The organism is Paenarthrobacter sp. 4246 (genome assembly GCF_040546855.1).
Lineage (GTDB): Bacteria > Actinomycetota > Actinomycetes > Actinomycetales > Micrococcaceae > Arthrobacter.
In genome coordinates this window covers 247,765-272,810 of sequence record NZ_JBEPOP010000006.1, presented here as the reverse complement: position 1 = coordinate 272,810, position 25,046 = coordinate 247,765, and the positions used below count along the sequence as shown (strand labels likewise).

The 25,046-nt window shown below is 62.7% G+C and carries 32 protein-coding genes; 16 read left to right on the top strand and 16 right to left on the bottom strand.

What is annotated here, in order from left to right; genetic code table 11:
• Window positions 1–36: 36 nt before the first annotated feature.
• A complete protein-coding gene (locus ABIE35_RS13530) occupies window positions 37–471 on the top strand; it encodes a DoxX family protein (protein ID WP_354515608.1) in 435 nt (144 codons plus the stop codon).
• Window positions 472–624: 153 nt separating this feature from the next.
• On the opposite strand, the gene aztD is transcribed toward ABIE35_RS13530, so the two are convergent.
• Entirely contained in the window at window positions 625–1,938 is a 1,314-nt protein-coding gene (gene aztD / locus ABIE35_RS13525; protein ID WP_354515606.1) for a zinc metallochaperone AztD, read from the bottom strand.
• A 124-nt stretch (window positions 1,939–2,062) separates the two neighbouring features.
• Here aztD and ABIE35_RS13520 point away from each other — a divergent pair, with 124 nt between their 5' ends.
• The 4 genes from ABIE35_RS13520 to ABIE35_RS13505 all read left to right on the top strand — a co-directional run bounded on the left by ABIE35_RS13520 (window position 2,063) and on the right by ABIE35_RS13505 (window position 4,363).
• Window positions 2,063–2,395, top strand: a complete 333-nt coding sequence (locus tag ABIE35_RS13520) for a PEP-utilizing enzyme (RefSeq protein ID WP_354515604.1) — start codon at window positions 2,063–2,065, stop codon at window positions 2,393–2,395.
• A complete protein-coding gene (locus tag ABIE35_RS13515; protein WP_354515602.1) occupies window positions 2,392–2,955 on the top strand; it encodes a hypothetical protein in 564 nt (187 codons plus the stop codon). Before ABIE35_RS13520 ends, ABIE35_RS13515 begins: the two co-directional genes overlap by 4 nt.
• 68 nt (window positions 2,956–3,023) lie before the next feature.
• A complete protein-coding gene (locus ABIE35_RS13510) occupies window positions 3,024–3,998 on the top strand; it encodes an acyl-CoA thioesterase (protein WP_354515601.1) in 975 nt (324 codons plus the stop codon).
• A 110-nt stretch (window positions 3,999–4,108) separates the two neighbouring features.
• The gene (locus ABIE35_RS13505; protein ID WP_354515804.1) at window positions 4,109–4,363 is read left to right on the top strand and encodes a histidine kinase dimerization/phospho-acceptor domain-containing protein; all 255 of its coding nucleotides are present in this window, start codon (window positions 4,109–4,111) and stop codon (window positions 4,361–4,363) included.
• Window positions 4,364–4,379: 16 nt separating this feature from the next.
• Here the strand turns inward: ABIE35_RS13505 and ABIE35_RS13500 are convergent, their stop codons facing one another.
• The gene (locus ABIE35_RS13500) at window positions 4,380–5,117 is read right to left on the bottom strand and encodes a VOC family protein (RefSeq protein ID WP_354515600.1); all 738 of its coding nucleotides are present in this window, start codon (window positions 5,115–5,117) and stop codon (window positions 4,380–4,382) included.
• Between the two features lie 95 nt (window positions 5,118–5,212).
• Between ABIE35_RS13500 and ABIE35_RS13495 the strand changes: the two genes are divergently transcribed.
• The gene (locus tag ABIE35_RS13495; RefSeq protein ID WP_354515598.1) at window positions 5,213–5,572 is read left to right on the top strand and encodes a hypothetical protein; all 360 of its coding nucleotides are present in this window, start codon (window positions 5,213–5,215) and stop codon (window positions 5,570–5,572) included.
• Window positions 5,573–5,633: 61 nt separating this feature from the next.
• Here the strand turns inward: ABIE35_RS13495 and ABIE35_RS13490 are convergent, their stop codons facing one another.
• A complete protein-coding gene (locus tag ABIE35_RS13490; protein ID WP_354515596.1) occupies window positions 5,634–6,365 on the bottom strand; it encodes a hypothetical protein in 732 nt (243 codons plus the stop codon).
• 95 nt (window positions 6,366–6,460) lie between these two features.
• Window positions 6,461–7,849 carry a replicative DNA helicase gene (dnaB, locus tag ABIE35_RS13485; RefSeq protein ID WP_089597011.1) on the bottom strand — a complete coding sequence of 463 codons (1,389 nt, stop codon included), beginning with the start codon at window positions 7,847–7,849 and terminating at the stop codon, window positions 6,461–6,463.
• A 595-nt stretch (window positions 7,850–8,444) separates the two neighbouring features.
• Between dnaB and ABIE35_RS13480 the strand changes: the two genes are divergently transcribed.
• Together ABIE35_RS13480 and ABIE35_RS13475 are read left to right on the top strand one after the other, a co-directional pair.
• Window positions 8,445–8,918: a hypothetical protein gene (locus ABIE35_RS13480; RefSeq protein WP_089597012.1), complete on the top strand. Its 474-nt coding sequence runs from the start codon at window positions 8,445–8,447 to the stop codon at window positions 8,916–8,918.
• 7 nt (window positions 8,919–8,925) lie between these two features.
• Complete coding sequence (locus ABIE35_RS13475; protein WP_354515594.1) at window positions 8,926–9,501, top strand: hypothetical protein; 576 nt, start codon at window positions 8,926–8,928, stop codon at window positions 9,499–9,501.
• A 6-nt stretch (window positions 9,502–9,507) separates the two neighbouring features.
• Here ABIE35_RS13475 and ABIE35_RS13470 read toward each other — a convergent pair whose 3' ends face one another.
• Entirely contained in the window at window positions 9,508–9,864 is a 357-nt protein-coding gene (locus ABIE35_RS13470) for a TFIIB-type zinc ribbon-containing protein (protein WP_354515592.1), read from the bottom strand.
• A 103-nt stretch (window positions 9,865–9,967) separates the two neighbouring features.
• Here ABIE35_RS13470 and ABIE35_RS13465 point away from each other — a divergent pair, with 103 nt between their 5' ends.
• Window positions 9,968–10,447, top strand: coding sequence for a MepB family protein (locus ABIE35_RS13465; protein WP_354515591.1), 480 nt, complete (start codon window positions 9,968–9,970; stop codon window positions 10,445–10,447).
• Here ABIE35_RS13465 and ABIE35_RS13460 read toward each other — a convergent pair.
• From ABIE35_RS13460 to ABIE35_RS13445, 4 genes are all read right to left on the bottom strand, one after another.
• Window positions 10,433–11,059: an FMN reductase gene (locus ABIE35_RS13460; protein ID WP_354515590.1), complete on the bottom strand. Its 627-nt coding sequence runs from the start codon at window positions 11,057–11,059 to the stop codon at window positions 10,433–10,435. The two genes, ABIE35_RS13465 and ABIE35_RS13460, sit on opposite strands and share 15 nt — an antisense overlap.
• 91 nt (window positions 11,060–11,150) lie before the next feature.
• Window positions 11,151–12,110: an alpha/beta hydrolase gene (locus tag ABIE35_RS13455; RefSeq protein ID WP_354515588.1), complete on the bottom strand. Its 960-nt coding sequence runs from the start codon at window positions 12,108–12,110 to the stop codon at window positions 11,151–11,153.
• Between the two features lie 57 nt (window positions 12,111–12,167).
• Complete coding sequence (locus ABIE35_RS13450; protein WP_354515586.1) at window positions 12,168–13,154, bottom strand: alpha/beta hydrolase; 987 nt, start codon at window positions 13,152–13,154, stop codon at window positions 12,168–12,170.
• 153 nt (window positions 13,155–13,307) lie between these two features.
• Entirely contained in the window at window positions 13,308–13,820 is a 513-nt protein-coding gene (locus ABIE35_RS13445; protein ID WP_354515585.1) for a GNAT family N-acetyltransferase, read from the bottom strand.
• A gap of 152 nt (window positions 13,821–13,972) precedes the next feature.
• Between ABIE35_RS13445 and ABIE35_RS13440 the strand changes: the two genes are divergently transcribed.
• Both ABIE35_RS13440 and ABIE35_RS13435 read left to right on the top strand, forming a co-directional pair.
• Window positions 13,973–15,223: a CaiB/BaiF CoA transferase family protein gene (locus ABIE35_RS13440; RefSeq protein WP_354515584.1), complete on the top strand. Its 1,251-nt coding sequence runs from the start codon at window positions 13,973–13,975 to the stop codon at window positions 15,221–15,223.
• Window positions 15,220–16,173, top strand: coding sequence for a hydroxymethylglutaryl-CoA lyase-like TIM-barrel protein (locus ABIE35_RS13435; RefSeq protein ID WP_354515582.1), 954 nt, complete (start codon window positions 15,220–15,222; stop codon window positions 16,171–16,173). The genes ABIE35_RS13440 and ABIE35_RS13435 overlap by 4 nt, the downstream gene beginning before the upstream one ends.
• Here the strand turns inward: ABIE35_RS13435 and ABIE35_RS13430 are convergent.
• Entirely contained in the window at window positions 16,170–16,619 is a 450-nt protein-coding gene (locus ABIE35_RS13430) for an SRPBCC family protein (RefSeq protein ID WP_354515580.1), read from the bottom strand. The genes ABIE35_RS13435 and ABIE35_RS13430 overlap by 4 nt on opposite strands.
• A gap of 85 nt (window positions 16,620–16,704) precedes the next feature.
• Window positions 16,705–16,998, bottom strand: coding sequence for a DUF4287 domain-containing protein (locus ABIE35_RS13425; RefSeq protein ID WP_354515579.1), 294 nt, complete (start codon window positions 16,996–16,998; stop codon window positions 16,705–16,707).
• A 203-nt stretch (window positions 16,999–17,201) separates the two neighbouring features.
• On the opposite strand from ABIE35_RS13425, the gene ABIE35_RS13420 reads away from it, so the two are divergent.
• Window positions 17,202–18,110, top strand: coding sequence for a hypothetical protein (locus ABIE35_RS13420; RefSeq protein ID WP_354515577.1), 909 nt, complete (start codon window positions 17,202–17,204; stop codon window positions 18,108–18,110).
• Window positions 18,111–18,116: 6 nt separating this feature from the next.
• On the opposite strand, the gene ABIE35_RS13415 is transcribed toward ABIE35_RS13420, so the two are convergent.
• A complete protein-coding gene (locus ABIE35_RS13415; protein WP_400389136.1) occupies window positions 18,117–19,034 on the bottom strand; it encodes a diacylglycerol/lipid kinase family protein in 918 nt (305 codons plus the stop codon).
• A 176-nt stretch (window positions 19,035–19,210) separates the two neighbouring features.
• Between ABIE35_RS13415 and ABIE35_RS13410 the strand changes: the two genes are divergently transcribed.
• The gene (locus tag ABIE35_RS13410) at window positions 19,211–19,420 is read left to right on the top strand and encodes a hypothetical protein (RefSeq protein WP_089597024.1); all 210 of its coding nucleotides are present in this window, start codon (window positions 19,211–19,213) and stop codon (window positions 19,418–19,420) included.
• A gap of 5 nt (window positions 19,421–19,425) precedes the next feature.
• Here ABIE35_RS13410 and ABIE35_RS13405 read toward each other — a convergent pair whose 3' ends face one another.
• From ABIE35_RS13405 to ABIE35_RS13395, 3 genes are read right to left on the bottom strand one after another with little or no spacing between them, the layout of a single operon-like run.
• Entirely contained in the window at window positions 19,426–20,208 is a 783-nt protein-coding gene (locus ABIE35_RS13405) for a methyltransferase domain-containing protein (RefSeq protein ID WP_354515575.1), read from the bottom strand.
• On the bottom strand, window positions 20,208–20,567 hold the full coding sequence (locus ABIE35_RS13400) for an iron chaperone (RefSeq protein ID WP_354515574.1): 360 nt from the start codon (window positions 20,565–20,567) through the stop codon (window positions 20,208–20,210). Before ABIE35_RS13400 ends, ABIE35_RS13405 begins: the two co-directional genes overlap by 1 nt.
• 25 nt (window positions 20,568–20,592) lie before the next feature.
• Entirely contained in the window at window positions 20,593–21,384 is a 792-nt protein-coding gene (locus tag ABIE35_RS13395) for an IclR family transcriptional regulator (protein WP_354515800.1), read from the bottom strand.
• Between the two features lie 58 nt (window positions 21,385–21,442).
• Between ABIE35_RS13395 and ABIE35_RS13390 the strand changes: the two genes are divergently transcribed.
• The gene (locus tag ABIE35_RS13390; protein ID WP_354515572.1) at window positions 21,443–22,120 is read left to right on the top strand and encodes an ABC transporter ATP-binding protein; all 678 of its coding nucleotides are present in this window, start codon (window positions 21,443–21,445) and stop codon (window positions 22,118–22,120) included.
• A 1-nt stretch (window position 22,121) separates the two neighbouring features.
• A complete protein-coding gene (locus tag ABIE35_RS13385) occupies window positions 22,122–23,654 on the top strand; it encodes a DUF6297 family protein (protein WP_354515570.1) in 1,533 nt (510 codons plus the stop codon).
• Between the two features lie 30 nt (window positions 23,655–23,684).
• Here ABIE35_RS13385 and ABIE35_RS13380 read toward each other — a convergent pair whose 3' ends face one another.
• Window positions 23,685–24,536 carry a PhzF family phenazine biosynthesis protein gene (locus tag ABIE35_RS13380; protein ID WP_354515568.1) on the bottom strand — a complete coding sequence of 284 codons (852 nt, stop codon included), beginning with the start codon at window positions 24,534–24,536 and terminating at the stop codon, window positions 23,685–23,687.
• Between the two features lie 71 nt (window positions 24,537–24,607).
• Between ABIE35_RS13380 and ABIE35_RS13375 the strand changes: the two genes are divergently transcribed.
• Entirely contained in the window at window positions 24,608–25,030 is a 423-nt protein-coding gene (locus ABIE35_RS13375) for a DUF1801 domain-containing protein (protein WP_089597030.1), read from the top strand.
• Window positions 25,031–25,046: the final 16 nt, after the last annotated feature.

The following is a 25,046-nucleotide window of genomic DNA, read 5'->3' as shown; positions in this document are numbered from 1 at the left end:
GTTGACAGTTCAACTTAATTCCTGAAGGGTTGAACCATGAACAAGTCCAGCTTGACCACCACAGCCCTGACCATCCTGCGCGTTATTGCAGGATTTCTCTTCGCCGCGCACGGTTGGCAGAAGTTCAACGAATTCACCATTGCAGGCACCCAGGCGTCCTTCGCCCAGATGGGCGTCCCCGGCGCTTCGGCGGTAGCCCCGATCGTGGCAACCCTGGAGCTCGTGGGCGGCATCGCGCTGATCATCGGGCTCCTGACCCGCGTGTTCGCGGCCCTTCTGGCCGTCAACATGCTCGGCGCACTCTTCCTGGTGCACGCGCCGGCCGGCGTCTTTGTCGGCAACGGCGGGTACGAGCTGGTGCTGCTCTTCGCCGGAGCCGCCCTTGCCCTCGCACTGGCCGGCGCAGGCAAAATCTCCGCCGACGCCGCACTGTTCGGCCGCTCAGGATCCAGGCTCCGCGTCCTCGCATAAGTGCCCCACGCCAGCCACCCGCGTCAACGCACCACCGACGCTCTCTCACATAACAGTCCCTATACGCCAACGGTCTCTCACTTTTCTAAAGGAAGTGAGAGACCGTCGGCGTTTAAGCACCGGGATGTGAGCGAGCGTCGGGGACGTCAGGGACTAGCCCTTGACGCCGGTCAGCTCGTTCGGGACATGCTCCACCTGCGCCGACTTCGCCACCTTGCCGGTCTTCAAGTCCACCGCATGGATGGTGCGCGTCGCTGGCTCGGTGACGAACGCCGTCGAGCCCTGGACAAAGAGCGTGGGCCGCGGGTCCTGCCAAGTCGTCGATTCTTCCCATGAGCCAACCACCGGGATCGTCGTCGTGACGGTACCGGTCAGGGGATCGATCACACGCAGCCCGCCATCCGTGCCAAGTACCAGCGCCTCACCGGCGGGTCCGCGGCCGAGCGAGCGGAAGGAGTAGCTGGTGCCAATATCCACCAACTGCAGGCTGGCCGTCTCAGTGTTGACCAAGGAGATCCGCGTGGGCCGCTCGAGCTCGGCGGCCTTATCCACCTTGTAGTCACCGAGAATGACAGGCGACTTTTCGGAGCCGGCCTGGTTTCCCATCCGGCCGTAGGCGTCAGGGCTGGCAACCTTGGTGATGGCGCCGTCCTTGTAGATGAGCATTCCGTTTTCGCAGCCAACCACGACGGCTTCGTTGGCGGCTACGGCCTCGCCGTGAACTCCGGGGCATTCCTCGTTGCGCAGGATTTCCTTGCGGTCCTGGCCTTTGCCCGCCGACAGCACCGCGATGCCCGATCGCCCCTCGTCGTTACCGATTGTCACCAGGAGCTTGCCGTCTTCCAGTTCCACAGCCACACCGTGATGTGCCTCGGGCGTGGTGTAGACGTCCGTTGACGGCAGTTTTCCGTCCTCTACGGCAACAGCCAGCGCAGAGGTTTCGAAGCTCTCCACCTTGCCGGAACCGTCATTGAAGAGCACGGTCTTGCCTCCGTGCAGCACCACATGACCGGCTTTCTCTGCCGCAAACGCCAACTCAGTCAGCTTGGGCTCGGCCACATAGTGGTGGCTGTGATCTCCGTGCGGCTCCGTCCAGGCGCCTGCGTCGAAGAGGCGGAAGGAGTCGCCCGTGGACACGAAGACGTGCCGGCCATCGCCGGCGGGGTTAAGCCGGTTGAAACCGGACATTTCCGCACTTGCCACCTGCTCAAGCGAGGTAGCGTCCAGAACTGCAATGCCGGCGTCGTGGGTGTAAACGAGCCGCGGAGTCGGTGCACCAGCCTCCTTTGCGCTGGATGAGGAGATGGCTTGGGGCGCTGCGTCGACTGCGTTGCCGGCTGAGCCACCAGTCGCGGCGCACGCTGTGAGCAAAAGGGCAGAGAGCCCGACGGCGGCAATCGGCTGTGCGCGAAACCTACCTTTGCGCGTGGTGCGGACAGGGGACATGGGGGCGGGGTGATGAGGCATGTGTTAAATGATATTGATTCTCATTTATGGTGCAACTTGATCGCTTAGCTGCTTGTCACGTTTCGTGGCGTACGACCAGGCCGAATGGTGCCGGGGCAGCGGTTTCGGTGGTAGAACTAGCGTGATGAACACGATCCTCACCGGTGTCGGCGCCAGCGCCGGGACTGTCCAAGGGCCCGCCCGGCTCATTCACGGACCCGACGAATTCAGCCGCTTCCAGGCCGGCGATGTCCTGATCTGCCGCACCACCGACCCCGCATGGACCCCTCTGTTCGGCATGGCATCCGCAGTAGTCACCCAGACCGGCGGAACGCTGTCCCACGCAGCGATAGTGGCCAGGGAATACGGAATCCCAGCCGTGTTGGGCGTCCGGGATGCCCTTGCTTTGCTCCCCGACGGAAGCCAGCTGACCGTAGACGGCGCGCAAGGAACCGTCACCGTGGCGGACAGCAAATGACACTTCTCACCCTGCACGCCGTGCGCCTCCTCGGATTCGCGGATACGGAGGCTGTAGCGGCGCGCTTCGCACAGGATCGACTTGCGGTGGAGTCCCAGCTCATCGACGCCGGTGTGAACGGCCTTGTTACGTACAGCACGTTTGCGGGGAGCAGTGGTTGGTCGTTGTCGAGCTTTGGTCGGACTGAGAATGAGCGGCTGCTTGCCCAAGAGTTGGATGATGCAGGGGCACGCGGCGCGGTACTGACCGTGCATGACGATTTCGCGGACCTAAACACCGGCGTCGTGGAGGCTTGCAGCGCCATCCAGCTGCAGACTCCGGACGGTGAGGGGGCTATGGATGTCCTGATAGGCGCCTTGTCAGCGTGGCGTCCGCTCGAAGCCCAGCTCGCCGGCGTGCTCCCCCGCTTCGAGGGTTACTCCGAGCGCCTGCTGAACGCACTGAAGCGCGCTCCAGAGGATACGGCCTGGTTGACGGCTACGGACCGCGATTCATTCCACCGCGCCTGGTTCGAGCTGCACGAGGATCTCATCGCCACCCTTGGCATCCAGCGCGCGTGACCCGTTCAACCCCTGGGACAGCCGACTTAGTCACGTAACAGAAACCTGCCAACAGTAAGATTCCAAGCATGAGCGATGACGCCGCCAATTCAGTGACCCTCCGCTTCCTCGCGGCTCCCATGGACGTTGGGCACAGCGGGTCCGTCGACGCCGGCACGGTCCTTGAGTGGGTGGATAAGGCAGCCTACGCAGCAGCAGTGGGCTGGTCGAAGTCGTATTGTGTCACCGCCTATGTAGGCAACATCCACTTCACGGATCCGGTCAACAGCGGCGACATGGTGGAGGTGACGTCCACCATCGTCTACACCGGCCGCTCCTCCATGCACATCCACACCGTGGTCAGCTCGCGTGATCCCAAGGGCGGCCCTGAGACAATGCACAGCCAGTGCATGGTGATCTTCGTGGCGGTGGGGCCCGACGGCAAGCCGATTCCCGTCCCCCAGTTTGAGCCGTCTACGCCTGGAGAGATCGAGCAACGCGACCATGCCCTGGCGCGCATCGAGGTCCGCGAGCAGATCGTCAACGCGATGAACGCCCAGGAATATACCGACGCCGGCACCGCCGAGCGCGTCGTCCTGCGGTTCATGGCGTCCCCCACTGATGTGAACTGGGGCGGCAAGGTCCACGGCGGCATCGTGATGAAGTGGATCGACGAAGCTGCGTATGTCTGCGCATCCCGGTATGCCGGGAAGGACACTGTGGCTGTGTTCTCCGGTGGCGTGCGCTTTTACCGGCCACTGCTGATCGGTCACGTCGTAGAGGTGGAAGCCCGTCTCGTCTACACCGGCGCCAAGGGCATGCACATTGCAGTCCACGTCCGCTCCGGCGACCCCAAGAACCGCGAAATGAACCTGACCACGTATTGCCTCACGGTGATGGTGGCGCGCGATGAAACCGGCACCGCCGTACCGATTCCGTCCTGGGTGCCAGTCTCCGAGGAGGACAAGAAGCTGCACGCTCATGCCCGCGAACTGCTGGAAATCCGCGGGCGGGCACCGGGAAACAGGCTGCCGGATCACCTGTTGAAGGCTTCGGGCAGCTAAGGTCGGGCAACTAAGGGAGCCGGCTGACCCCGAGTGTCGAAAGCGGACGAGGTGCCCGTCATCGATGAAGGCTCACTGTCGGCCGGGCTGGTCCCGGCCGCAGCCATGCCATCGCTGCCGCCTCCCATGAACTGCGGACGCCCCTGACGTCGCCGCGGACCAACGCAGCAATGCTCCGGAACTCCGAACTTCCCCAGGTCAGCAAGGAACGCATTACCGGGGCCCTGGAGCATGAACTGATAGCCATGCAGTCCTTCATCGAGGACCTGATCGATCTGGCCCGAAACAAGGAGTCCCTTCCTTCATCGAAGAAGTTGATCTCAGCGAACTTGTTCCTTACGCTGCCGCTGGCCGAAGGCAGCTAGGCACCTCGTCTGTTCGTCAGCCTGGCCGCAGTACACAGAACTCGTTGCCCTCGGGGTCCGCAAGGCAACGCCATGACACGTCGCCCTGGCCGACGTCAGCGTCAACGGCACCCAGGGTGTGCAAACGGTCCACTTCTGCCGCTTGATCGTCACCGGAGTAGGGCATCAGATCGAGATGGATACGGTTCTGCAGTGAGTCGGGGTCCGTCGTGCGGAGCAACTCCAGATATGGCCCGACCCCCGCGGACGAACGCAGCCTAGCGTGTTCATCCGTCACCTCGTGGAGGGTCCAGTCCATGGCACGGCTCCAGAAGGTGGCCATGGCCCGCGGATCTGCGCAATTGACCACCACAGTGGCAATAGGTCCGGTGTCTTGGTAGATCGGGCGGGGTTCCAACACGCAGAACAGGTTGCCCTCGGGATCTGCCAGCACCGTCCATGGCACCTCTCCCTGCCCTATATCGGCCGGAGTCGCGCCGAGCTCCTTGAGCCGCGCAATAAGTTCCGCTTGGTGGGCAGCAGAGGTGGTAGCGAGATCGAGGTGCACCCGGTATTGCACCGTCTCCGAGTCCGGAACTGTCACGACGTCAACGCAGACGGCTGAAGGGTCAGGCCACGTGAAACCCACGGGTTCAACATTGGTCACACCGGGTCCCTCACTGGAAGTACCCCATCCGAGGGCGTCAGCCCAAAACTTCCCGAGAGCAGAGTCATCCCGGGCTTTGAAGTTCACTTGAACAAGTCGCAGTCCCATGCCGCACTACCCTATACCGAGCCAAGGCGCATTCGCGGTCGGCAACGTCATGACCGAGGCATGGCGCCCGACGTTCATGTTCTACAGTGTCCTCCATGAACGAACTGATCCTCCTGATCATGCCGCAATATCTCGACGCCGGAGATGAAGTCCTGCTGTTCCGGGAGGCCGCGGAAGGGGTGGGAGCCAGCCTCAGGGAAATTGTCCTCATGGACACGCGCGAGGCTTCCGTTGAATGGTTCTATTCCCGCAACGACAGCGATGATCCCTGGCATGCGAGTGTCACCGCCATCGTGGAGCAGGGCGGAGGTCGGCGACTGTTGGAATCGATGTACCAGGACCTCACCAGCGGCCTGGACGATCGCCCGTCTGCCACGGTGATCCCGAGCCGCAGGGGCCACATCGAGGAGACCTACCGCCTCCTGGTGGAGGCTCTGGCTCCGGCCGCTCATTAGGGGAACCAAAAGCCGCACAGGCGGGGAAAGCTCCCGCCTGTGCGGCCCGGACATTCAAGAACTACTTGATCAGCGCTGCTGCCTGGTCCATGAGGGCGCCCGCTGCTTCCGGCCCACCGGCCACACCATCTTCGGCAGTTGCCGAGGCGGAGATCAAGACACCATCCTTAATCGCGTGCGCAATAAAGATGGCGCCTTTTCTTCCATCAGGGAGCACCATTACGGTCTTGAAACCCTCGGTTCCGGGCACGTTGCCCACGCCTTCGACCTTCTGAGTAGAGGTGGTGAGCGTTTGCCCTTCAGCGGAGTAGGACACCTTTTTGCACTCTTCCGCCTGGGATTTGCTCTTCTCCAAATCGTCTTGGAGACGGGCAGCATCGACGCCGGAGGTCAACGACACACTGCTGATGAAACCGTTGGCTTTGGTCCGGGTCGTGCCGGCCGCCGTGGAACCGTCGATGGTGCGCGGCGCCCCCAGCAAGAAAGGATCCTTACAGGCGGCGGGTTCGATGGTGGCTCCTGCGAATCCCTTAACCATCGAGTCATACTGCGCCAGCAGCTCGTCGCCCGAGAGTACGGCGGGGCTGGTGCCATCCGCCAGTTTGACCTGCCCGACCAACGCGATGAGCTCTTCCTTGGTGTACTGCTTCACGGGCGTCGGCGTCGAAGTAGCAGCCTCGCTGGCCGGGGCCGACGTTGATTCCTGTGCGGCCGTGGTACCACCACCACAAGCCGTGAGAGCCAAAATTACCAGTGCCGATGCCCCGAATCCGAGCAGCGAATTTTTCTTCATGTGTTTCCCCAATAATTCTTAGTGATGCGCCCGCTGTCACGGACTCCACTTAGACTACTGGCCCTCATTGGTCGCCCCGGACCATGTAGTGGCGGCTAGAAGCCGCCGCCGCCAGCGCCTGCATCGCCTGCCATATTGGCAAAACGCGAGTAGTGGCCCTGGAAAGCAACAACGATGTCCTTGGTGGGACCGTTACGGTGCTTGGCAATGAGGATGTCCGCTTCGCCGGCGCGGGGCGATTCTTTGTCGTAGACATCTTCACGGTGCAACAGGATGACCATGTCCGCGTCCTGCTCGATGGAGCCGGATTCACGGAGGTCGGACACCATGGGGCGCTTGTCCTGGCGCTGCTCGGAACCACGGTTCAGCTGTGACAGGGCGATGACGGGAACCTGGAGCTCCTTGGCAAGCAGCTTAAGCGCACGCGAGAACTCGGAAACTTCCTGCTGGCGGGATTCCACCTTTTTGCCGGAGCTCATGAGCTGGAGGTAGTCGAGAATCACCAGTTTGAGGTCGTGCTGCTGCTTCAGGCGGCGGCACTTGGCCCGGATCTCCATCAGGGACATGTTGGGGCTGTCATCGATGAACAGCGGAGCATCGTTCATGCGACCCATGGTGGTGGCGATCTTGGACCATTGCTCGTCCTTGATGGTGCCCTTACGGAGGTCTTGCAGACCAATAGTGGCCTCTGCGGACAGAAGACGCATGGCGATCTCGTTCCGGCCCATTTCCAAGGAGAACATGACTGTAGCCAGGTTGTTCTTGATGGCGGCAGAACGGGCAAAGTCCAGTGCGAACGTGGACTTACCCACGGCAGGACGCGCTGCAATGACGATCATCTGGCCGGGGTGGAGCCCGTGAGTCAGTTCGTCCAGCTCGTAGAAGCCAGTGGGAACACCGGTCATGCCTTCGCCGCGGTGACCGGAAGCTTCGATCTCGTCCACGGTGGATTCCATGACGTCCTTCAACGCCACGTAGTCCTCTGCAGTGCGCTTTTCCGCCACCGCGTAGACCTCGGCCTGGGCCTGGTTGACCAGGTCTTCCACTTCGCCGTCCTGGCCGTAGCCCATCTGGACGATCTTGGTGCCGGCGTTAACAAGGCGGCGAAGGACAGCACGCTCGGCAACAATCTCGGCGTAGTAGCCGGCGTTTGCCGCGGTGGGCACGGTCTGGATGAGCTCGTGGAGGTAGGCAGGACCGCCGATCCTGTTAATCTCCCCGCGCTTGGTCAGTTCATCCGAGACGGTGACGGCGTCGGCTGGCTCGCCACGACCGTAGAGGTCAATGATGGACTCATAGATGGTCTCGTGGGCCGGACGGTAGAAATCATGCCCACGGACGATCTCGACGACATCCGCGATCGCATCCTTGGACAGCATCATGCCGCCAAGTACCGACTGTTCTGCAGGGATGTCCTGGGGAGGTTTCCGGCTCGAGTCCGAAGCGCGTGTGCCCTCGATTGAGTCCAAGTGCGTAACTGACAAAGCCGTCCTCCATTTGTGTACCGCTGCAGAGATCTACTCCCCGGCGGCCCGTAAAGCGCAGTGTGTGGTGACGAAGTCCGCCCGGTGCCTCTGACGATGTCAGGCAGGGCCGACAAAATAGCATTCCGTATCCACAAGTTATCCACAGCCGATTCCCCAGGCCCGCTGCCAATGGTGGTTGGAGCAGCGTCCGGGGAACTCAACAAGAGATATTCGCATCCAAAATGGACACTCCAGACACGTTACAGCAGGCGCCTGACACCCCCTGTGGAAAACCTGTGGAATACCAGCCCCTCGTTGTGCACAGACTGTGCGTTACCCTGTGGATAGAGAAATTCTTTTACAGGAAAATAGCGTCTGACCTGCGGAAACAGTCATCACAAGCTGTGGACTAAAGAAAGATTCGGCGCAATTTCATCCACAGACGCTCTGCCACTCTGAGCCTCATGAAGGGCGGAAAGCACCCCAAACATGCCGCAAATGTGATGCATCTTACAAACCGGCCCTAAATTTGACACCACCATCTCAGAAGCCTATGCCGGAAGTGGAATGTGCTGTGGATAACCAAGTTCTGGCATAAGCTCTAAGCATGGGGATGAACTTTGGTGACGTGTTGACGCTTGCCCTTCCGCTTCTAGTCCTCGTTGGCCTGTTGTGGGCACTCACGGCGGCCTTCAAACCGCGTGATACCGGCGTCTCGGACGCGGAGAGGTATCAACGTGAACTGGCAGCCCGTTCGGCTGCGCACCAAGCGTCCCAAGTGCAGGAGGCGCTGGCCCTGCGCGCCCGGATTGAAGCCACCACCAAGCCGAGCCAGAATGAGGCAAGCCACCGGGAACAGGCGGAGAACACCAGGTCCGCTATTCAGGCCCAGGCCGCCCGTTCACACGCTGCCGGCCAGACCGGACACCAGCCTGCCGTCCTTCCCAATGGCCAACTGAACCCACAGCTGGCGCTCGAGCTCCAAAACCTGGTCCGCAGCGGGAAGAAAATCGAGGCCATCAAGGTTCTGCGCCAAGCCACCCACTCGGACCTGCTTACCGCCAAGAACTACGTAGATCGGCTCTGACAACGCCATGGATTCCATCCTCATCCCGCTCCTGATCCTCATTGCGGTCATTGCGGGCGTGCTCCTGCTCATTCGCTCTTTCACCAAGCGTTCAGCTGAAACCACAGCGGGCGTCGCTGCCGCGAACGCCCCGAAGGATCCCGTCGAGCTGGCCAGGGAATCTGCCGCCAAGCTCAACCAGGAGCAGCACCGCCAGCTCTACTCCCTGATCGCCCGAGGACAGGGCATGGCAGCGATCAAGCTTTACTTACAGGCCACTGGCGAAGGCCTGCGTGCCTCGCGTGAAGCGGTAGGCGCCTTGGCGGCCCACCCGCAGCCTTTCACCCCGGAGCCAGCCGCCAAGGACCTGCTGGCTGAGGACGATGATGAGCCCGAGCGCTTTCCCTACCGCTACAGGGCGATCGTCAGCAAAGGCGAGGTGACGCGGGAAGTGAGCAGCAACATGCTCAACGATGAGATCTACGGACGAATCCGGACGCTCGCCAAAAGTGGAGATGTTGAGGGCGCCGCCATAGCGTTGACGCGCCACTCAGACATCACCATCAAACAAGCCCGCGAGTTTATTGAGCTGTTGGACGACTAGGAAAACCTAGAAGTCGAAGAGGTCTCCGAGGAAGCCTTCTTTTTTCTTGCGTTTACGGCCGTACCCATCGCGATCGTAGCCTTCGCGCCGATCGCCATCACGCCGGTCGTAGTCGCGCCTGTCCCTGTCGTCATACCGCGGCTGCTGCGGACGGGAGTCAAACGGATTGTAGAGGGGTGGCGGCGCGACGGGGGGCTGGGACGGCGCAGCCGCCGGCCGGGAGGGGGCAGGGATGGTTTCTGCTGCGACGCGATCAATGATCTTGTCCAGCTCCCCACGGTCCAACCACACACCCCTGCATTGGGGGCAGTAGTCAATCTCCACGCCGCTTCGTTCGCTCATCACCAGGTCAATGGAATCCACAGGACACTTCATGGTTGCCCCAACGATCAACCACGTGAAAAAGTTCGGGCCAACCAAAGGGTGGGATTCACCAAGGGCCCAGCACCACGTGCATACTGATCTGATGGTTCATCCTGATGTCCTTCAAGCGCACCGGCTGATGAACCTCCTGGGGAAGACGTGCTCCCTCCCCGTTCCCGAGTCGGACAACACTGAGTACGGCGCCGCAACGTCCACCTGTGGGCCCGCAGTGATCCGTTTCCGGGTGGGCAAGGTTACGCCGACCAAGGTGGGTCTCTTCGTCGCGGTGTGGCGTCGGTCAGCTGCCGGAGGTACGGAACCGTTCCCGGCGGACCACCCGGAAGCCAACGACGCCGACACTTTGGTGATCTCCGTCCGGGAAGCGGAGAACACCGGTCACTTCGTCTTTCCCCGGTCCGCCTTGGTCACTCACGGCATCAGTTCCCTCAATGGAAGAGGCGGGAAGCGCGGGTTCCGCGTCTATCCTCCGTGGTCCGCAACCACCAACCCCCAGGCACAGAAGACGCAGGCGTGGCAGAGCGGGTATTTCCACTCTCCTGAAAGCGGACTACCGACCCGCTGAAATACCTGCCAACAGCTGTTCGAACGGCAGTGATTCAAGGGCGTCGGGCTTGCGGTTCGGCTGGGGACCGCTGAGCAACTGCACGAGTTCCCCCGCAGCGCGGTCCACTCGCGACGAAAGGGGCGAGCCGCCGTCGTCGGTGTTTCCCCAGTCCTGGGGCCCCGCGAACACGCCCGTAGCGGCGATCCTGGTGCGCAGGTAGGTGAACAGTGGGCGCATGGCGTAATCGAGGACCATCTGGTGGCGGTCGGTGCCTCCTGTGGCGCCCAGCAGAACAGCCTTGCCATCCAGCGACTTCGGGTCCAGCACATCGATGAACGATTTGAACAAACCACTGTAGGAAGCGCTGAAGACGGGACTGACGGCGATGATGGCGTCGGAATCATCGACGCCGGCAATCACCTCAGCGAGGCGCGGCGCGGCATAGCCGGTGACGAAGTTGTTGGCGATATCCACGGCAAGGTCACGCAGTTCAACGGTGTCGATCTTCACGTCGTACCCTGCAGCCCGCAACTGTCGCTCGGCGGATGCGGCCAGCTGATCGGCCAGCAGGCGGCTCGACGACGGGACACCGAGTCCGGCGGAAAGGACGGTGATGCGGCGGGTTTCCATGGCATTCTCCTGTTACTTGTTCATCCAGCTTACATGCATTTGCATCTAAATCAATGAACGGGCGCAGGCCTGGAACTATTCCCGGAAGGCCTTAGCCGCCGTCGATCCCCGCCAGGAACGCGGTCGTGGCCGCCGCGATCCGCTCCTGGGCAACGTCGCGGCCCACGGTGGGTTCGCCGTCGCCGGGCTGCGGCCCGTAATCCCCGAAGAACGCATGGTTACCACCCCGGACCTCCACAAAGGCGGCATCACGGGGCAGCAGCTCACGGGACGCGTTGATCTTCCCAGGCGTACTGAATCCGTCTTCGGATCCCGAGATGGACAGGATCTTCAGCCCTGTGCGGTCCCGCATGGAATCCAGCGGGTAGGAGGCGTACAGCAGCAGGCCGTCCACGTCCTGGTTGGACAGGGCAAATGAACTCGCACTGACCCCGCCCAGCGAATGACCCCCAACAGTCCACGTGGAAATTTCCGGATGGGCCTCCATGGCGCCACGGGCCTGGTTTCCGTCCAACAAGCTGAGATTGAGGGGTGTCTTGAGGATCACCACCAGGACCCCGGCATCCACTGCGGGCCTGAGGATGTCCGCATACGCCCGCGCCTCTACGCGGGCACCGGGGTAGAAGACGAGCCCCTTGCTGGGCGGCGCTCCTTCGGGCCTCATGACAATCGCCGTCGGCTCTTCAACCACCGGGGCCTTGGGAGACGATCCGGCCGCTACGGCGCCCTCTTGGTAGGCGAAGGGATTCAGCCAAGCCAGCATGCCCACCAGGGCCAGCACAGCCACGCGCCCGGCCCACGCGCCTGCAACCCTTAGCGCCGAACGCTTGCGGGACGCGCGGCGGCGGCGCCACAGCAGAACAGCCCAAAGAAGTCCGACGACGACGGCAGTCACCAACAGCGCGGGCAGCAACGGGTGTCCGCGCAGGACAGCGGGATTCCCGAGCAACATCCACAGGGGCGCCAGGACCAAGGCGGCAACACACACGACAGAGGCCCAGAAGAGCACCGGCCTGCGTGTGACGGGTGGGACTTCAAGGGAGGGGGTCATACTCCAATAATAGTTCCATCATGGAGATACTTTGAACTTTCCCAGGAAACCGGACGATCAGCGCCGCGTGGCGTGGGTGGACAGGAAGGCGAACGTCTTGTCCCGCGCCTCCCTCGCCTCATCGAAGTTCAGGTGGAACTGGTACTCATGCGGCAGCTCCGGCTCATGGGTGGCGGGCCAGAACAGCTCGGTCACCGGAACGCCGGCATCCTTCAGGCGGTTACTGTAGGGCACGGATTGGAGCCAGGTGAGCCCGTCACCATTGCCGCCGCTGATGAACGTCGGAGGAAAGTCGTCGGTGACAAAGTCGATGGTGGACATGGTCGCCCCGGCGTAGGTAGCGGACCAGTCCTTAGTGCCCGTGTAGGCCCAAAGGGAGGTCTTGAATCCCCAAGCTACGATGCCACTGAGGTCAGCCATGGCCCGGAGATCATACACACCGCAATGCAGGATGGTGGCGGCCAACTCCGACTTCTGGAGGGCGGGCTGGATCCCCATCAGATTGGCGTACTCGGGGTTTACGGTGAGCGTGGTCATCTGGCTGGCAAGCTGGGCCCCGGCAGAGTCACCGGCGAGCACAATACGGCTGGTGTCCACGTTCAGTTCGGCCGCATGGGCCTTGATGTAGGCAAGGGCGTCGTTAATGTCACGCACGGCAGTGGGATAGGTGGCTTCGGGGGCGATCGGATAGCTCATGCCGATGGTGGTGTAACCCTCGGCGGCGATGATCTGGAGATACGGATTCACGTCGCGCTGCGCCCCGGAAATCCAGGCACCCCCATGAATCCACACCACTGTCGGCAGCGGCGCGGTGGTCCCCTCAGGGCTGAAAACATCAAAAGTGGACCCGGGCTTGTACACCACGCCGGCCTGGGTTTGCAGTGGCGCATCCGGCACGTAAGGGGTCATCTCGTCAATGGTCGCCTGCGCCCCACGCTCAAAAACACTGCGGATCAGCATCGCGGATGGCCACGGGGTAGCGGACAGCGCCAGAAGGACGATCAGGACCAGAAGAATCGCAACGTCCAGCTTCTTAAGCCGCAACGACCGTGCTCTCGGAGGCCGCGAACGTGGCCCCGCGCCTGCTGATTGGCTCTTGTCCGCGCTTCTTTGGATCGATTCCAACGGTCCCATCACACACTCCCCCGGTCGGCGCACCTGTGGACTATGCTAAGGCAGCCGCGGCGTTTGCTGACGTCAGCCCTGCGGCCGTGCCGCTGACAGCAGCACTCCTTCGCCGCCGTCGAACGCTACGGTGTGAAAACGGGCGCCACGCGCGACCTCCCGAAAGCCCCATCTTCGGTGCAACGCCAGCGACGCCTCGTTGCCCGCATTGACCACATACCAAGCGAACTCCGCCCGCTCCCACATCCAGTGGAGACGGGCCTCAGTCAGCTGAGCCGCCAGGCCCCTGCGCCGGAATTCAGGCCGCACGGTGACGCCACCCAGGTATTGCCCGGCCGGCGCGGGGCCGTCCGCATAGTCCCAGTGATGCGTTTTGGCCCAACCGACGACGCCGGACCCACCTTCCGCGTTGGCGTCATCATGCGCTTCGGCCACCACGACGAGACGGGCGGGGTCCGCGACCGCGGCGCCGATGCCCGCAGCGAATCGCTCAGCGTCACTGGACGATGTCCGCCCAGCTGCGATGTCCGTGGCGAGGATGACCTGTACATCGGCCGGGCGGGCGGGCCTGATAGTGAAGTACACCGGCTCAGTCTATTTGAGCAAAAGACTTTCATTATGAGTTGCAGCCCATAATATGGGATAGGTAATGGAGCCCTCGCGCCGGGATCCAGGCCATGGGCCGGCTATTCTGCCAGGCCCCGCAACACAGTCCCGCGCCCGCACGAAAGAAGCCCATGACACACCACACCATCGCCCCACTGGACGGCGTCCGGGTCCTGGAACTCGGCAACTACATCGCCGCACCCACGGCCGGCAGGCTGCTGGCCGACTTCGGAGCCGAGGTCATCAAGGTGGAGCGGCCCGGCACAGGCGACGAACTGCGCAACTGGCGCCTGCACAAGGGCACCACGTCCATGCTGTACCGCACGCTGAACCGCAACAAGAAGTCCGTGGTCCTGGATCTCCGCACCAAGGCGGGCAAGCAGGCAGTGCTGGAGCTGGTGGCCAAGTGCGACATCCTCCTGGAGAACTTCCGGCCCGGGACGCTGGAAAAGTGGGGTCTGGGACCGGAGGTCCTCAACGAAGTGAACCCCGACCTCATCGTCACCCGCATCTCCGCCTTCGGGCAGACGGGGCCGCTGTCTGAGCGGCCCGGTTTTGCCGCCGTCGCCGAAGCCTACGGCGGGTTCCGCAACCTGGTGGGCGACCCGGATCGCGCTCCCGTTCGCGTTGGCGTCTCCATCGGCGACTCAATCGCGGGCCTGTACGCCGCCTTCGGCTCCATGATGAGCCTGTACCAGCGTGAAGCACGACGCCGGGACTCGGCCGGCGCCGTTCCGCTCACCGAGCGCATCATCGACGTTGCGCTGAACGAGGCAATGTTCTCGATGATGGAATCGCTGATCCCTGACTACCAGGCTTACGGCGTGGACCGGCAGCGCGTGGGCGGCCGGATGGAGGGCATCGCTCCCTCCAACGCGTACGTATGCAAGGACGGTGCGAGCATTGTGGTGGCAGGCAACGGTGACTCCATTTATCAGCGATACATGCAGACCATCGGGCGCCCCGATCTCGCCGAAGACCCTTCGCTGCAAACAAATGCCGGGCGCTGGGCCCAGCGAGAGGAGCTTGACCAGGCCATCGGCGAGTGGGCAGCTACGCTTTCAGGTGCCCAGGCGCTGGCCGCCCTTGAGGCCGCAGGAGTTCCGGCTGGACCGATCTATACCGCCGCGGACATCAGCACGGACACCCAGTACGCGGCCCGCAACATGATCCAGAAGTTCGACGTGTCCACCGGCGAGGAAATCCTTCCACGGGTGGGCTTCCCGGGCATTGTTCCAGTGATCGGGGACCAGTCCCTGCCCATCAGGAACCTCGGCCCGGACTTGGGCGAAAATACGCAGGAAATCCTTGGCGGACTCCTGAAAATGGATGCCGCGCAGATCAATGCGGCTTCCGGCCGCGAGGAGGCCTTCCGACCATGAGCCGCTTCGAAAGCCCCCTGGCCACCACGCTGGGCAATGTCATCCTTCGGGACGTCACGCTGCGCGACGGACTACAACTCACCGGCAAGCTCCTCCCCACCGAACAGAAGATCGAGACGGTGCGGGAACTGCTGCGGCTTGGAGTGCCGGCCATTGAGCTGGGGTCCATGGCCCGCGCAGACCTGGTCCCCACCATGGCCAACACACTTGACGTGGTTCAAGCCCTTACCCCCGAGGAATTGGAGAAGTGCTGGATCTGGGTTGCCACCCCCGGCCACGTCGCCAAAGCATCAGCCGCCGGAGCGCGGAACTTCCAGTACTGCTTGTCGGCCTCGGATTCGCACAACAAGGCCAACATTGGGCGGACCACCGATGAGAGCTTGGCCGCCCTTCCCGAAGCCGTTGAGTACGTGCGAGCGGTGGCTGGCCGGATCCAACTGTGCATTGCCACCTCCTTCACCTGCCCGTTCGAGGGTTATGTTCCCGAGGAGCGCGTTCTCTCCATCGCCAATGATCCCCGGGCGGAAGGCACCACGGACATCGTCATCTGCGACACCTTGGGGCAAGCCGTGCCCGCGCAGGTCTCCCGGCTCATCACCCGGGTCCGGGACGAGTCCCCTGCGCGCAGGGTCGTTTATCACGGCCACGACACTTGGGGCTTGGGTGTAGCGAATACGCTCGCCGCCATTGAGGCCGGAGCCGCCATGGTGGACGGCGCCCTTGGTGGACTGGGCGGCTGCCCTTTCGCACCCGGCGCAAGCGGCAATACGTCCAGCGAAGACATTCTTTTTGCAACCCGCCCTGAATGGCTGAGTCCGGGTGTCTTCGGGGAACTTGTGATGCTTTCGGAGAAACTGCTGGCCGCGTTGGGTGAACCGAACCGCTCCAAGGCAGCCCAGGGCGCACGCTCCAAGGCTGAGGCCTTTGATTGGGTCAGGCCTGCCTCCTAGCCCTTCTTGCCCGCTCCGCCCGCAGCCATAAGTTCCAGACGCTTGAGCGTCTCGCGGTTCCGCACTGCTATCACGGGGTCCCGCAACGCCTTGGGTATCAGTTTCCCCGGGCCGCGGACTGCATCTTCTGCGATGGACACCCGGCACTGGGAACCGCCAAGGTCTTCCAAGGTGATCAGGATTCTGGCTTCGCCCAGAGGCCAGCCCTTGGCGAGGATTTCCAGCTTTCTGCCAGGTTCCACAGCTGTGACCCTGCTGCTGTCATCGATCAGAAAGGGCCACGACCCCACGGAATGATGCAGCTTGGAACCCACCTGCGGCCACTGGTCGTCGACGGCGCGGATCCGTGAAGCACCCACCACCCAGCCGGAATAGAGCCACCCGTCCTCAATGACTTCCCAGACGTCGGCGGCGGGGGACCTGAACAACTGCGTGACGGTGGACATGTGGACCCTTTCTCAGCAGATGCGGCCAAGGCAATGAGCTTAAGCTAAGCATGCTTATTGATTGCCCGCCATAGGCCGCTCCCAGTCACGGCTGTGGCTTGCTGGCCTTGCCGTCCAGCCAGAGCATGTCCGACTCGTCCCGGTGCGTGCCGTCCGAGCCCACGTGCTTGCTGTCGATCTGTGGGCCCTTCTTAATGACGTGCACCAGCGCCATTCCATGGCCGCGCCCAAGTTCGTAGTCGGCTTTGAGCCATTCAAGGATGGTCCCGGCCTTCACCGAAGGGTCACTGAAGCCCTTGGATTCGGCGATTTCAACCAATTTCCTCGGAGTGAGGCCGGTCTTGTCTTCAATGGCATCGAGATAAGCCTGGAATGACATCGACGTCACCTTTTCGTTGTAGATTTCAGGGACAGGACTGCGGAGTCTGCGTGAGCCACATCGTACCGCCGCCAAGCCCCCGCTATGCGGGGCTTTGATGTACGACTCGCTGAGGTAGGGCCGCGAAAGCGTCAGCTCAGCGTTAACCCGGCGGTGTCATGCGCGGGTACCGCGCTGCTTGCCGGCGCCCCTACACTGATCGCATGATGAGCCGACGGTGGCCTCCTTTTGTTGTGGGTATGGCCATCGCTGTGACTATGCCCCTTTTGGCCGCGTGCGACTCCGGCGGAACCGGTGACGGCGGCTCCGTTTCGGATCCCTCCAGCGGAAGCTCAGGGCCTATCGCCGTTGAGGTCAACCAGTCCCGGGACCAATATGGCAAGCAGGCCATCCTGCTGCAGCTCACCAACACCACGGACGCTCCCCTGACGGTGACCGCCGCCCGGCTGCGGTCCACGCTATTTGCCGATGACATTTCCTGGGAGCCGTCGGAAGGCGGCCTGGAGTTGCCACCCCGTCAGCCAAAAAGCCTTCCCGCAATCCTGCCCGCGGCCGCCTGCGAAACATCAGGGGATGCGTCACCGGAACTCAACGCCAGGATCACTTACGCAGCACCGGGCAAAGAACCCGCGGAGGGGATCACCGACGCTTCCGATCCCTTCGACGTCCTGACCAGAAACGCCGGCGAGCTGTGCCTCGCAACAGAAGTCGCCGCCGTCGCCGCCATAGTCCTGGACCCCGCACTTGAGGTGGCAGCGGACGGTCGCACCGCCGTCGTGCGCCTTGTCATTACGCCAGCCACGCCGGGTGGATCGGCGAATACCCTCACCATTGAATCGATCGACGGAACGACTCTTCTGGCGGAGGCTCCCTCTGATCCCTGGCCTCGGAACGTCACCATCGCACCCGGTGACTCCATACGCGATTTGGCCTTGCGCATCAGACCTGCGCGCTGCGACCCACATGCTGTCGCCGAGGACAAGGTGGGGACACTCCTGCCATTAAGGATCACAGTGGGAGAACGGCAGGGGTCGGTGAAGATCGCAGCGTCGAACGAGCTCCGCGGCCGGATCTACGACTTCGTCACCGCCGCCTGCGCCACTGCGGGCTAAGCGCGCCTAGCCGAGAGTGGCCAGGGCGCGGGGAGCGCACTCCACTGTGACCTTGACGTTCGCTTCAACGCTCTTCACCTCGCCATCCATTTGATACGGCAGCGGCTTGAGCGTGGTGAATTCGTACTTGCTCATGCTCGGTTGGTCACCCAAGCCCTGCGTGGTGGCCTTGAGCGCAGTCAGGAGAACGCGCCACTTGGGCATGTGCGGGAAAGTGATGACCTCGAATTTCCCGTCGGACGGGTGGTTTGCCGCTTCACTGAGCGTGGCGTACTTGGCCATTTCATTGATGTTGGCGAAGACGAGGCTGTCGAACTTCCGGCGCTTCCCGTCAGCCGTGCGAATACCAAAGGGCTCGAACTTGGAAAACGTCTGGATCACGGTGACCATTTCCGTCAGGGCACCTTTACTGCCCTTTTCGAGTTCAGTGGCCACCACCGGGGTCAAGCCGAATCCGATGTAGGAATGCGCGTATTCGAGGGGCTCATTCTCTTTTTGGCCCGTATGGATGCGGAGAAGGTCAATGTTGTGAACATGGCCTTCCGCGATGGCTTCTTCCAACGGTTTCGTCGCCATGATCCTGCTATGGTCGTTGGCGTTTCCGGCAGCCCTGACTGCACAGACAGCCCTGGGGTTCCCGGCCTGCATCACACCATTAACCACCTCGTTGTAGCCGCCATCGCCGCTGACGGACACCACCAGGACGTCTCCGCCCCTGCCGGCCGCTTCCCTCGCCAGATCGACGGCGTGTCCGGCGTGCTCGGTGGGCTGGAGGATGATCTCAGGCTGGTAGGAGAGGAGCTCCTTCAGCCGGTCATGCAACTGCTGCGCCAACTCAGGCGCATCCCCCGTGCTGTTGGGGTTGAAAATGATGACGATCGACTCAAAGGTCCGGGCAGAATCCACAGTGTGCTCCTGATTCATTGCGAGGTCCCTCTTCAGGCGGTAGTTTCCCTCGGAAGTTCCCATAGTATTCGCAAAGCCGCTGGGGTTTCGGATGAGCCCTGAACGTGCAAGCATGAAAATGCACGTTAAGAAGCAGGATCCACCTCAATCAGCCTGATGCAGTTTAGTGCTGTGTCAGGAGTCGGGAAAGGTTCATGGAAGACTCACGCCAGACGGCCCGATCACTGGTCATGGAGCATGAGATCACCCTGGACGATTTATGGGCTTGGTATTGGGCCAACGGCGGGAACGCCAGGCCATGGGATTTCGACGCCTACCTCTTTGGCATCCAGGAGCGGGATCCCTTTGACCTGAAGATCCTCACGTGGGCCATGGAAGATCTTGAGGCGCGTTCACTGCTCTGATTCCCCTAAGGCATTGCTGCATGGGCCGGCTGCTTACGCTCTTTCCGGGCCTCCATCAGATGCCGTGTTGAGTGGGCAACGAACGGGCGCCCGGACCTCATCTGCTCATCCATTTCCCTCAGTCTGCCCAGATAGCGTTCTGCTGAAAAATCGGGAACCCACCACACACATTTGCGCAGGATCCACACCACGGCGCCCACGTCGAAGAACTCCATCCGGCACCGGGCGGTGCGGAGGTCCGTGATGGTGAGGCCGGAGGCTTCGGCAGCCGCTGCCTCGGCCTGGGGGTCCCGCCCCTTACGCTGTTCCGATAAAGGCCCCAGAAAGTGTTCAATCAGTTCAAAGGCCGACGCCGGTCCCACATGCTGGGCGAAATAGCAGCCACCGGGAATCAGGACGCGGTGAATTTCTTTCCAGTCGGGCCTGACCGGGTGGCGTGCGGTCACGAGCTCGAAGGAACTGTCAGGGAAAGGCAGGCCGGAACCGGCTGTCGTCTCCAGGATGTCTACTCCGCGTGGCCCCAGTAACCCACGGGCGCGCTGGGCGTTGGGCGGCCAGCCCTCGGTGGCAGCCATCAGTTCAGGAAACTGGGTGGCCTCTGAGAGCACCTCGCCACCACCAGTGTCCAGGTCCAAGGCACTCCGGACAGCGGCAAGGCGGCCCGCCAGCAACTTCGCATATCCCCACGGCGGACGTTCTTCGGTTGCCCGCCCGTCCAGCCAGGCGAATCCCCAGCCGTTCACGTCCGCTTCCCCGGCCTCCGCCACCAAAGTCTCAAAATCACGCATCAGTGTTTCCGTCGTCTTTCCGCCGCGAGTTGGCCAGCAACCCTGCTGATCAGTTGGTACGGGATTGGCTTGGATAAAGGAAACTTCAAGGTTCCTTTCCCGGACAGATACTGCTCCAACTCGTTATTCAACGCTTCGTCTCCCCGAGGGACCGGATACACCGAAATGTGGTGTGCCCAAGCAGCGAAATACACCACATAGTGCCCGTCGATGGTGACTGTAGGAATGTCATAGCTGATCATCTCGCCGGCATCGGGAACTGCTGCGTGAATGCTCCTGCGGATCTCCTTGAGGATCAGCTGGGTGGCCTCAGGCTGGGCAGCAATGTAGGCGTCCACTGTGGAGTGTTTCCCAGCCATCGTCATTCTCCCTCACGTTGATTAATCAGCTTTCGCCGGGGAAACGTCCACCGATCAGCCTGGTCATGTGCTCAGCGGTAGCCAGCAAGGGCTCCACCCAAGCCTCGCATGTCTCCCGCGGCATCCGAAGGGTTGGCCCGCTGATAGTGACGGCACCCACCAGGCCGGCGGCCGAATCGAAAACCGGCGCGGATAGCCCTGATGCGCCGTCTTCCCGCTCACCCACAGTGATGGCGAACCCGTCAGCGTGGGTCTTCTTTACCGCCGCTTCGAGCTCCTCGGAGCTGGTGATGGTGTGGTCCGTGATGGACTCCAACGGATCCCGCAGCACGGCTTCCATCAATTCCGGCGACCAAGCCAGGAGCACCCTGCCTGCCGACCCTGCGTGAAGCGGCACAATCTTTCCCAAGTGCATCTCCCGGCGGAGTGCGTGATGCGTTTCAGCCATGGCCACGCAGACCCGGTAGTGCTGTTCCGCTTTGAAGAAGCACGCAGTCTCGCCGGTGGTGTCCCGAAGGGACTTGAGCAGCGGACCCAGGATATCCACCACGTCCATACCGCGGGTTGCCGGCGCTGCCCAGTAGGCCATCCGCATGCCGATGCGGTACGCATCGCCTTCCCGGTCCAGGAAGCCCTGCGACGTGAGGTTCGTGACCAGTCGCTGCACTGTCGACGTAGGCATGCCGGTGGATTCGCGGATGTCGGCCAACTGCAGCACCGGCTTGGACAACGAGAAAGCATCCAGGATGGACGTGATCTTGCCCAGGACAAGCAAAGGGTTGCCGTTGGCCTTCACGGAAGCATCGGATGCGGACATAAGACTCACGCTAAACGCTCCGGCAAGGTCGCGCCAATCCCGCCGGTAGGGTTGCATCATGGGGACAGTTTTGGAAGCCGACGGCTTGCTGGTTGGGTATGCCGGGGCTCCGGTGTGCGGGGAAGTTTCTGCATCCGTGGACACGGGTGAAGTCTTGGGAATCGTGGGCGTCAACGGCGCCGGGAAGTCCACGGTAGCCCGCACTCTGGCCGGACGTCAGGCGTCCTTGGCCGGCGACGTGAAAGTCCACGGCCTCCTCATCGACCCTGACGCCGTTCCCTTCCGCCGGCAAGTTTCCGCAGTGTTTGACGACGACCTCTTCTTCCCGTCCCTCACAGTTCGGGAACACCTCCTCCTCATCGCCCGCGGCCATTCACTGGACAACCCCGAAGCGAGCGTTGAGGAAGAGCTGGATTTCTTCGGGCTCCAGGGCAGGTCGCACGCCATCCCTGACGCCCTCTCTTCAGGGCAGCGGCGTCGGCTGCTGCTGGCAGCAGGGCTGATCCGCCCGTCGTCCCTCCTGATCCTTGATGAGCCGGAACAACGGCTCGATCCGCGGATGCGGGTGGCCCTCGGTGAGCGCATCGCCGCCCACGCCGAAGATGGTGGCGCAGTGGTTCTGGTAACCCATGATCCGCAGCTCCTGCTCGCCACCGCCTCCACGTGTTTGGTTATTGACGAGGAAGTCCAGGAATTCGATCCGGTACAGGGGGCCTCGATCATTGCCGGTTCCTGACATGCTCACCCTCGATCCGTCCGGCCGGAACAGGGAGCTGGCTGCTGACATCGTCCGGTTTACCCGCAAGTCCGCCCGACGCTACAAACGCAGTCGGATCTCGTGGGGCGACAGGTTCGTCGATGCCTACAGTTGGGGCCTTGGCATCGGTGTGTCCCTGACCATCGCAGCCTCGTTCGTTCTCGCGCTGCGCAACGAAATCGCGGACCGCGCTTCCACCACCGGCAGCATCATTGGCGAGCAATGGCTGGTCCTGCCGGAACCCGTGTTGTGGACGTCCGTGACCTTCGCGGTCCTTCTGGTCATCAGCAACCTGGCACGCAAGTTCGGACCCATGGCAGTGAGTGGGGCGGAGAGCACCTGGTGGCTGACTCTACCGGTGGATCGCCGCCCCATGGTCCTGCCGCCGTTCCTCGGCAAAGTCGCGCTCACCGCAGCCGGTTCGGCCATCATCTACCTTCCCTTCGGCATGGTGACCGCCATTGACCGCGCCCCCGTTGACCACGTGTTCGCTGCACTCACTTTTGGCGGTGCCGGCGCCATTGCGGTGGTTCTGGCGGCCGTGCAACAGCTCGGCCTACTGGGACCCCGGCTGGGTAAGGCGACCACTGCGGCGGCGACTTTTGGGTGCTCGTTCCTTCCCGCGCTGTCGTGGTCTCCGTGGCCAACAGCGCTGGTGGGCCTTGCCGCCGTCGGACTACTGGCGCTGGTTGTGCCGCGGTCCGGACGCGTGCGGGGTGAAGAGCTGGTTCGCGGCGGAGCCGTGGCCGGTCATGCCGGGGCTTCGCTGTTCATGATGGACGCCAATGAGGTGCTGCGCGCCTTAAGTGGCGGCCGCCAACGGGTCGACGGCGGCAGGGCGGCCCGCTTTTACGCCCGGCACACGCACGGCCCCCTCAGGGCGCTGATCCGCGCTGATGCAGTTGCCTTCCTCAGACTCAATCCCCCGCTGATGCCACCCCTCCTGTGGCTTGTTGCCTGCATCGCCATGCTTTCGGTGGAAGGCGGGCTGCCTGAGTTCGTGCAGCTGGCGGTCATCGTGATCGCGGGGTGTGCCACGGCTTCCGGGATGGGAACCGTGGCCCGGAAGACCGCCCTGGTTCCTGAGCTCGACGCCGTGCTTCCACTGCATCCGGCACTGGTCAGGACCAGTCGCGCGCTCATGCCTTGCCTCGCCATGTCCCTGTGGATGGCGGTGCTCAGTGGGCTGTTGGTTCTCCTCGGTGCAGCGGATCCGTGGTTGATGCTGGTCGGTGCCCTGGCCGGCGTGGGCATGGGCGCGGGAACTCTCCGCGCGGCCACCAGAACGCCGCCGGACTGGACCGCTCCGCCGGTTGAGACTCCGTTCGGCCCTGTTCCCCGTGCGCAGCTGGGCTCCCTGCTGCGCGGGCTGGACGTGACCATTTTGGCGACCATCCCGCTGCTCGTGGCACTCTATCTGGGGTACGTCCCATCGACCGTCCTGTTGGTGCAGGCCATGTTCAGTGCAGGGATTTTCCTGGTGGTAGTGCTGTCGAGGCCCAAGCGCACGTGACAGCGGTACGGGCAGTGCCTTGGGAAGCCTTTAGAGCAGCACCGTTCCTTTGATGCACGTGGCCGCCGCTCCACCCACCCAAATCACGCCGTCCTCCGCTTTGATATGGACCCTGCCCGCCCTGCCCAGCACGGTGCCCTGGGCTGCAATGTACTCCTCAGGCGCCCGGCCACTGCCGATCAACCACTGCGCCGCGCCGGCATTGAAACTGCCCGTGACCGGGTCTTCCACCATGGCGTCGCCAGGAATGAACGTACGGACTTCAAAGTCGACGCCGGTACCCGGTTGATGCGGTCCGATCACACCGACCTTGAGGTCACCCATGGCAGCGAAATCCGGTTCGATGGCCAAAACTTGTTCCGCGGAACCGAGGAGCACGCCGATCCATGTGGGTCCGTTGACCAGCCATGAGGCGTCCAACAGAGCTTCGTCCGGAAGACGCAGGCCGGCCGCGAGCTGGACCCTGATACTGTCATCAACCGGGCCAAAGCGCGTCAGCGGCGGCGCGGCGAAAGCCAACCGCCCGGCGTCGTGCTTCACCCTCACCAAACCGGCGCCGCACTCCTGGACCAGGACGCCGTCAGCCTTGGGCACTCCCCCGGCCTGAAGCCAGGTGTGCGCTGAACCCAGCGTCGGATGCCCTGCGAAGGGGAACTCCTCGCTGCCTGTGAAGATCCGCACCTTGTAATCCGCCAGTGGGTCCGTGGGCGGCAGGAGAAACGTGGTCTCGGAAAGGTTGGTCCAGTTGGCGAAGTGCTGCATTGTGCCTGTGCTGAGGCCTTCGGCATCGACCACCACGGCAAGCGGGTTGCCTCGGTAAGGCTGGTCGGAGAAGACGTCCACCTGGTGGAACGGGCGGCTGCGCAGGGCTTCTGAAGTCACCGCTGCAGGCTATCACCGGTTGCTGGCCGGTTTTGCTGACGCACGTGCCCCGGGTCTGCAAAACTACCCCTATGGCAGAGAACAAGACCCAGCCCACGGACGTGTCCGTGGAAGAATTCCTGGCCGCCGTGGAACACCCGACCCGGCGTGCGGACGGCTTCGAACTGCTGGAGATGATGCGTGACATCACCGGCAAGGAAGCCGTCATGTGGGGGCCGTCGATCGTTGGCTTCGGCAGCTATCACTACAAGTACGACAGCGGCCGCGAAGGCGACGCCGCCGCCGTCGGATTTTCACCGCGCAAGAGCAGCCTGGTGCTCTACGGCCTCACCGAAGGTCCCGACGCAGACCGGCTGCTTCCGGAACTCGGAAAGCACAAGACCAGTGCCGCGTGCCTGTATGTGAACAAACTGGACGACGTGGACCGGGACACCCTGGCCGAGATGATCCGCACCGGGTACAAGCACGTGATGGAGGAGTTCCACACTCCCTGATTCCCCCGTAAAAAAA

What these genes read in the sequence shown, in the direction of transcription:
- ABIE35_RS13530 (WP_354515608.1), top strand. Translation starts at nt 37, where the DNA reads ATGAACAAGTCCAGCTTGACCACCACAGCCCTGACCATCCTGCGCGTT.
- aztD (WP_354515606.1), bottom strand. Translation starts at nt 1,938, where the DNA reads ATGCCTCATCACCCCGCCCCCATGTCCCCTGTCCGCACCACGCGCAAA.
- ABIE35_RS13520 (WP_354515604.1), top strand. Translation starts at nt 2,063, where the DNA reads ATGAACACGATCCTCACCGGTGTCGGCGCCAGCGCCGGGACTGTCCAA.
- ABIE35_RS13515 (WP_354515602.1), top strand. Translation starts at nt 2,392, where the DNA reads ATGACACTTCTCACCCTGCACGCCGTGCGCCTCCTCGGATTCGCGGAT.
- ABIE35_RS13510 (WP_354515601.1), top strand. Translation starts at nt 3,024, where the DNA reads ATGAGCGATGACGCCGCCAATTCAGTGACCCTCCGCTTCCTCGCGGCT.
- ABIE35_RS13500 (WP_354515600.1), bottom strand. Translation starts at nt 5,117, where the DNA reads ATGGGACTGCGACTTGTTCAAGTGAACTTCAAAGCCCGGGATGACTCT.
- ABIE35_RS13495 (WP_354515598.1), top strand. Translation starts at nt 5,213, where the DNA reads ATGAACGAACTGATCCTCCTGATCATGCCGCAATATCTCGACGCCGGA.
- ABIE35_RS13490 (WP_354515596.1), bottom strand. Translation starts at nt 6,365, where the DNA reads ATGAAGAAAAATTCGCTGCTCGGATTCGGGGCATCGGCACTGGTAATT.
- ABIE35_RS13480 (WP_089597012.1), top strand. Translation starts at nt 8,445, where the DNA reads ATGAACTTTGGTGACGTGTTGACGCTTGCCCTTCCGCTTCTAGTCCTC.
- ABIE35_RS13475 (WP_354515594.1), top strand. Translation starts at nt 8,926, where the DNA reads ATGGATTCCATCCTCATCCCGCTCCTGATCCTCATTGCGGTCATTGCG.
- ABIE35_RS13465 (WP_354515591.1), top strand. Translation starts at nt 9,968, where the DNA reads ATGGTTCATCCTGATGTCCTTCAAGCGCACCGGCTGATGAACCTCCTG.
- ABIE35_RS13460 (WP_354515590.1), bottom strand. Translation starts at nt 11,059, where the DNA reads ATGGAAACCCGCCGCATCACCGTCCTTTCCGCCGGACTCGGTGTCCCG.
- ABIE35_RS13455 (WP_354515588.1), bottom strand. Translation starts at nt 12,110, where the DNA reads ATGACCCCCTCCCTTGAAGTCCCACCCGTCACACGCAGGCCGGTGCTC.
- ABIE35_RS13440 (WP_354515584.1), top strand. Translation starts at nt 13,973, where the DNA reads ATGACACACCACACCATCGCCCCACTGGACGGCGTCCGGGTCCTGGAA.
- ABIE35_RS13435 (WP_354515582.1), top strand. Translation starts at nt 15,220, where the DNA reads ATGAGCCGCTTCGAAAGCCCCCTGGCCACCACGCTGGGCAATGTCATC.
- ABIE35_RS13430 (WP_354515580.1), bottom strand. Translation starts at nt 16,619, where the DNA reads ATGTCCACCGTCACGCAGTTGTTCAGGTCCCCCGCCGCCGACGTCTGG.
- ABIE35_RS13425 (WP_354515579.1), bottom strand. Translation starts at nt 16,998, where the DNA reads ATGTCATTCCAGGCTTATCTCGATGCCATTGAAGACAAGACCGGCCTC.
- ABIE35_RS13420 (WP_354515577.1), top strand. Translation starts at nt 17,202, where the DNA reads ATGATGAGCCGACGGTGGCCTCCTTTTGTTGTGGGTATGGCCATCGCT.
- ABIE35_RS13415 (WP_400389136.1), bottom strand. Translation starts at nt 19,034, where the DNA reads ATGAATCAGGAGCACACTGTGGATTCTGCCCGGACCTTTGAGTCGATC.
- ABIE35_RS13410 (WP_089597024.1), top strand. Translation starts at nt 19,211, where the DNA reads ATGGAAGACTCACGCCAGACGGCCCGATCACTGGTCATGGAGCATGAG.
- ABIE35_RS13405 (WP_354515575.1), bottom strand. Translation starts at nt 20,208, where the DNA reads ATGCGTGATTTTGAGACTTTGGTGGCGGAGGCCGGGGAAGCGGACGTG.
- ABIE35_RS13400 (WP_354515574.1), bottom strand. Translation starts at nt 20,567, where the DNA reads ATGGCTGGGAAACACTCCACAGTGGACGCCTACATTGCTGCCCAGCCT.
- ABIE35_RS13395 (WP_354515800.1), bottom strand. Translation starts at nt 21,384, where the DNA reads ATGTCCGCATCCGATGCTTCCGTGAAGGCCAACGGCAACCCTTTGCTT.
- ABIE35_RS13390 (WP_354515572.1), top strand. Translation starts at nt 21,443, where the DNA reads ATGGGGACAGTTTTGGAAGCCGACGGCTTGCTGGTTGGGTATGCCGGG.
- ABIE35_RS13385 (WP_354515570.1), top strand. Translation starts at nt 22,122, where the DNA reads ATGCTCACCCTCGATCCGTCCGGCCGGAACAGGGAGCTGGCTGCTGAC.
- ABIE35_RS13375 (WP_089597030.1), top strand. Translation starts at nt 24,608, where the DNA reads ATGGCAGAGAACAAGACCCAGCCCACGGACGTGTCCGTGGAAGAATTC.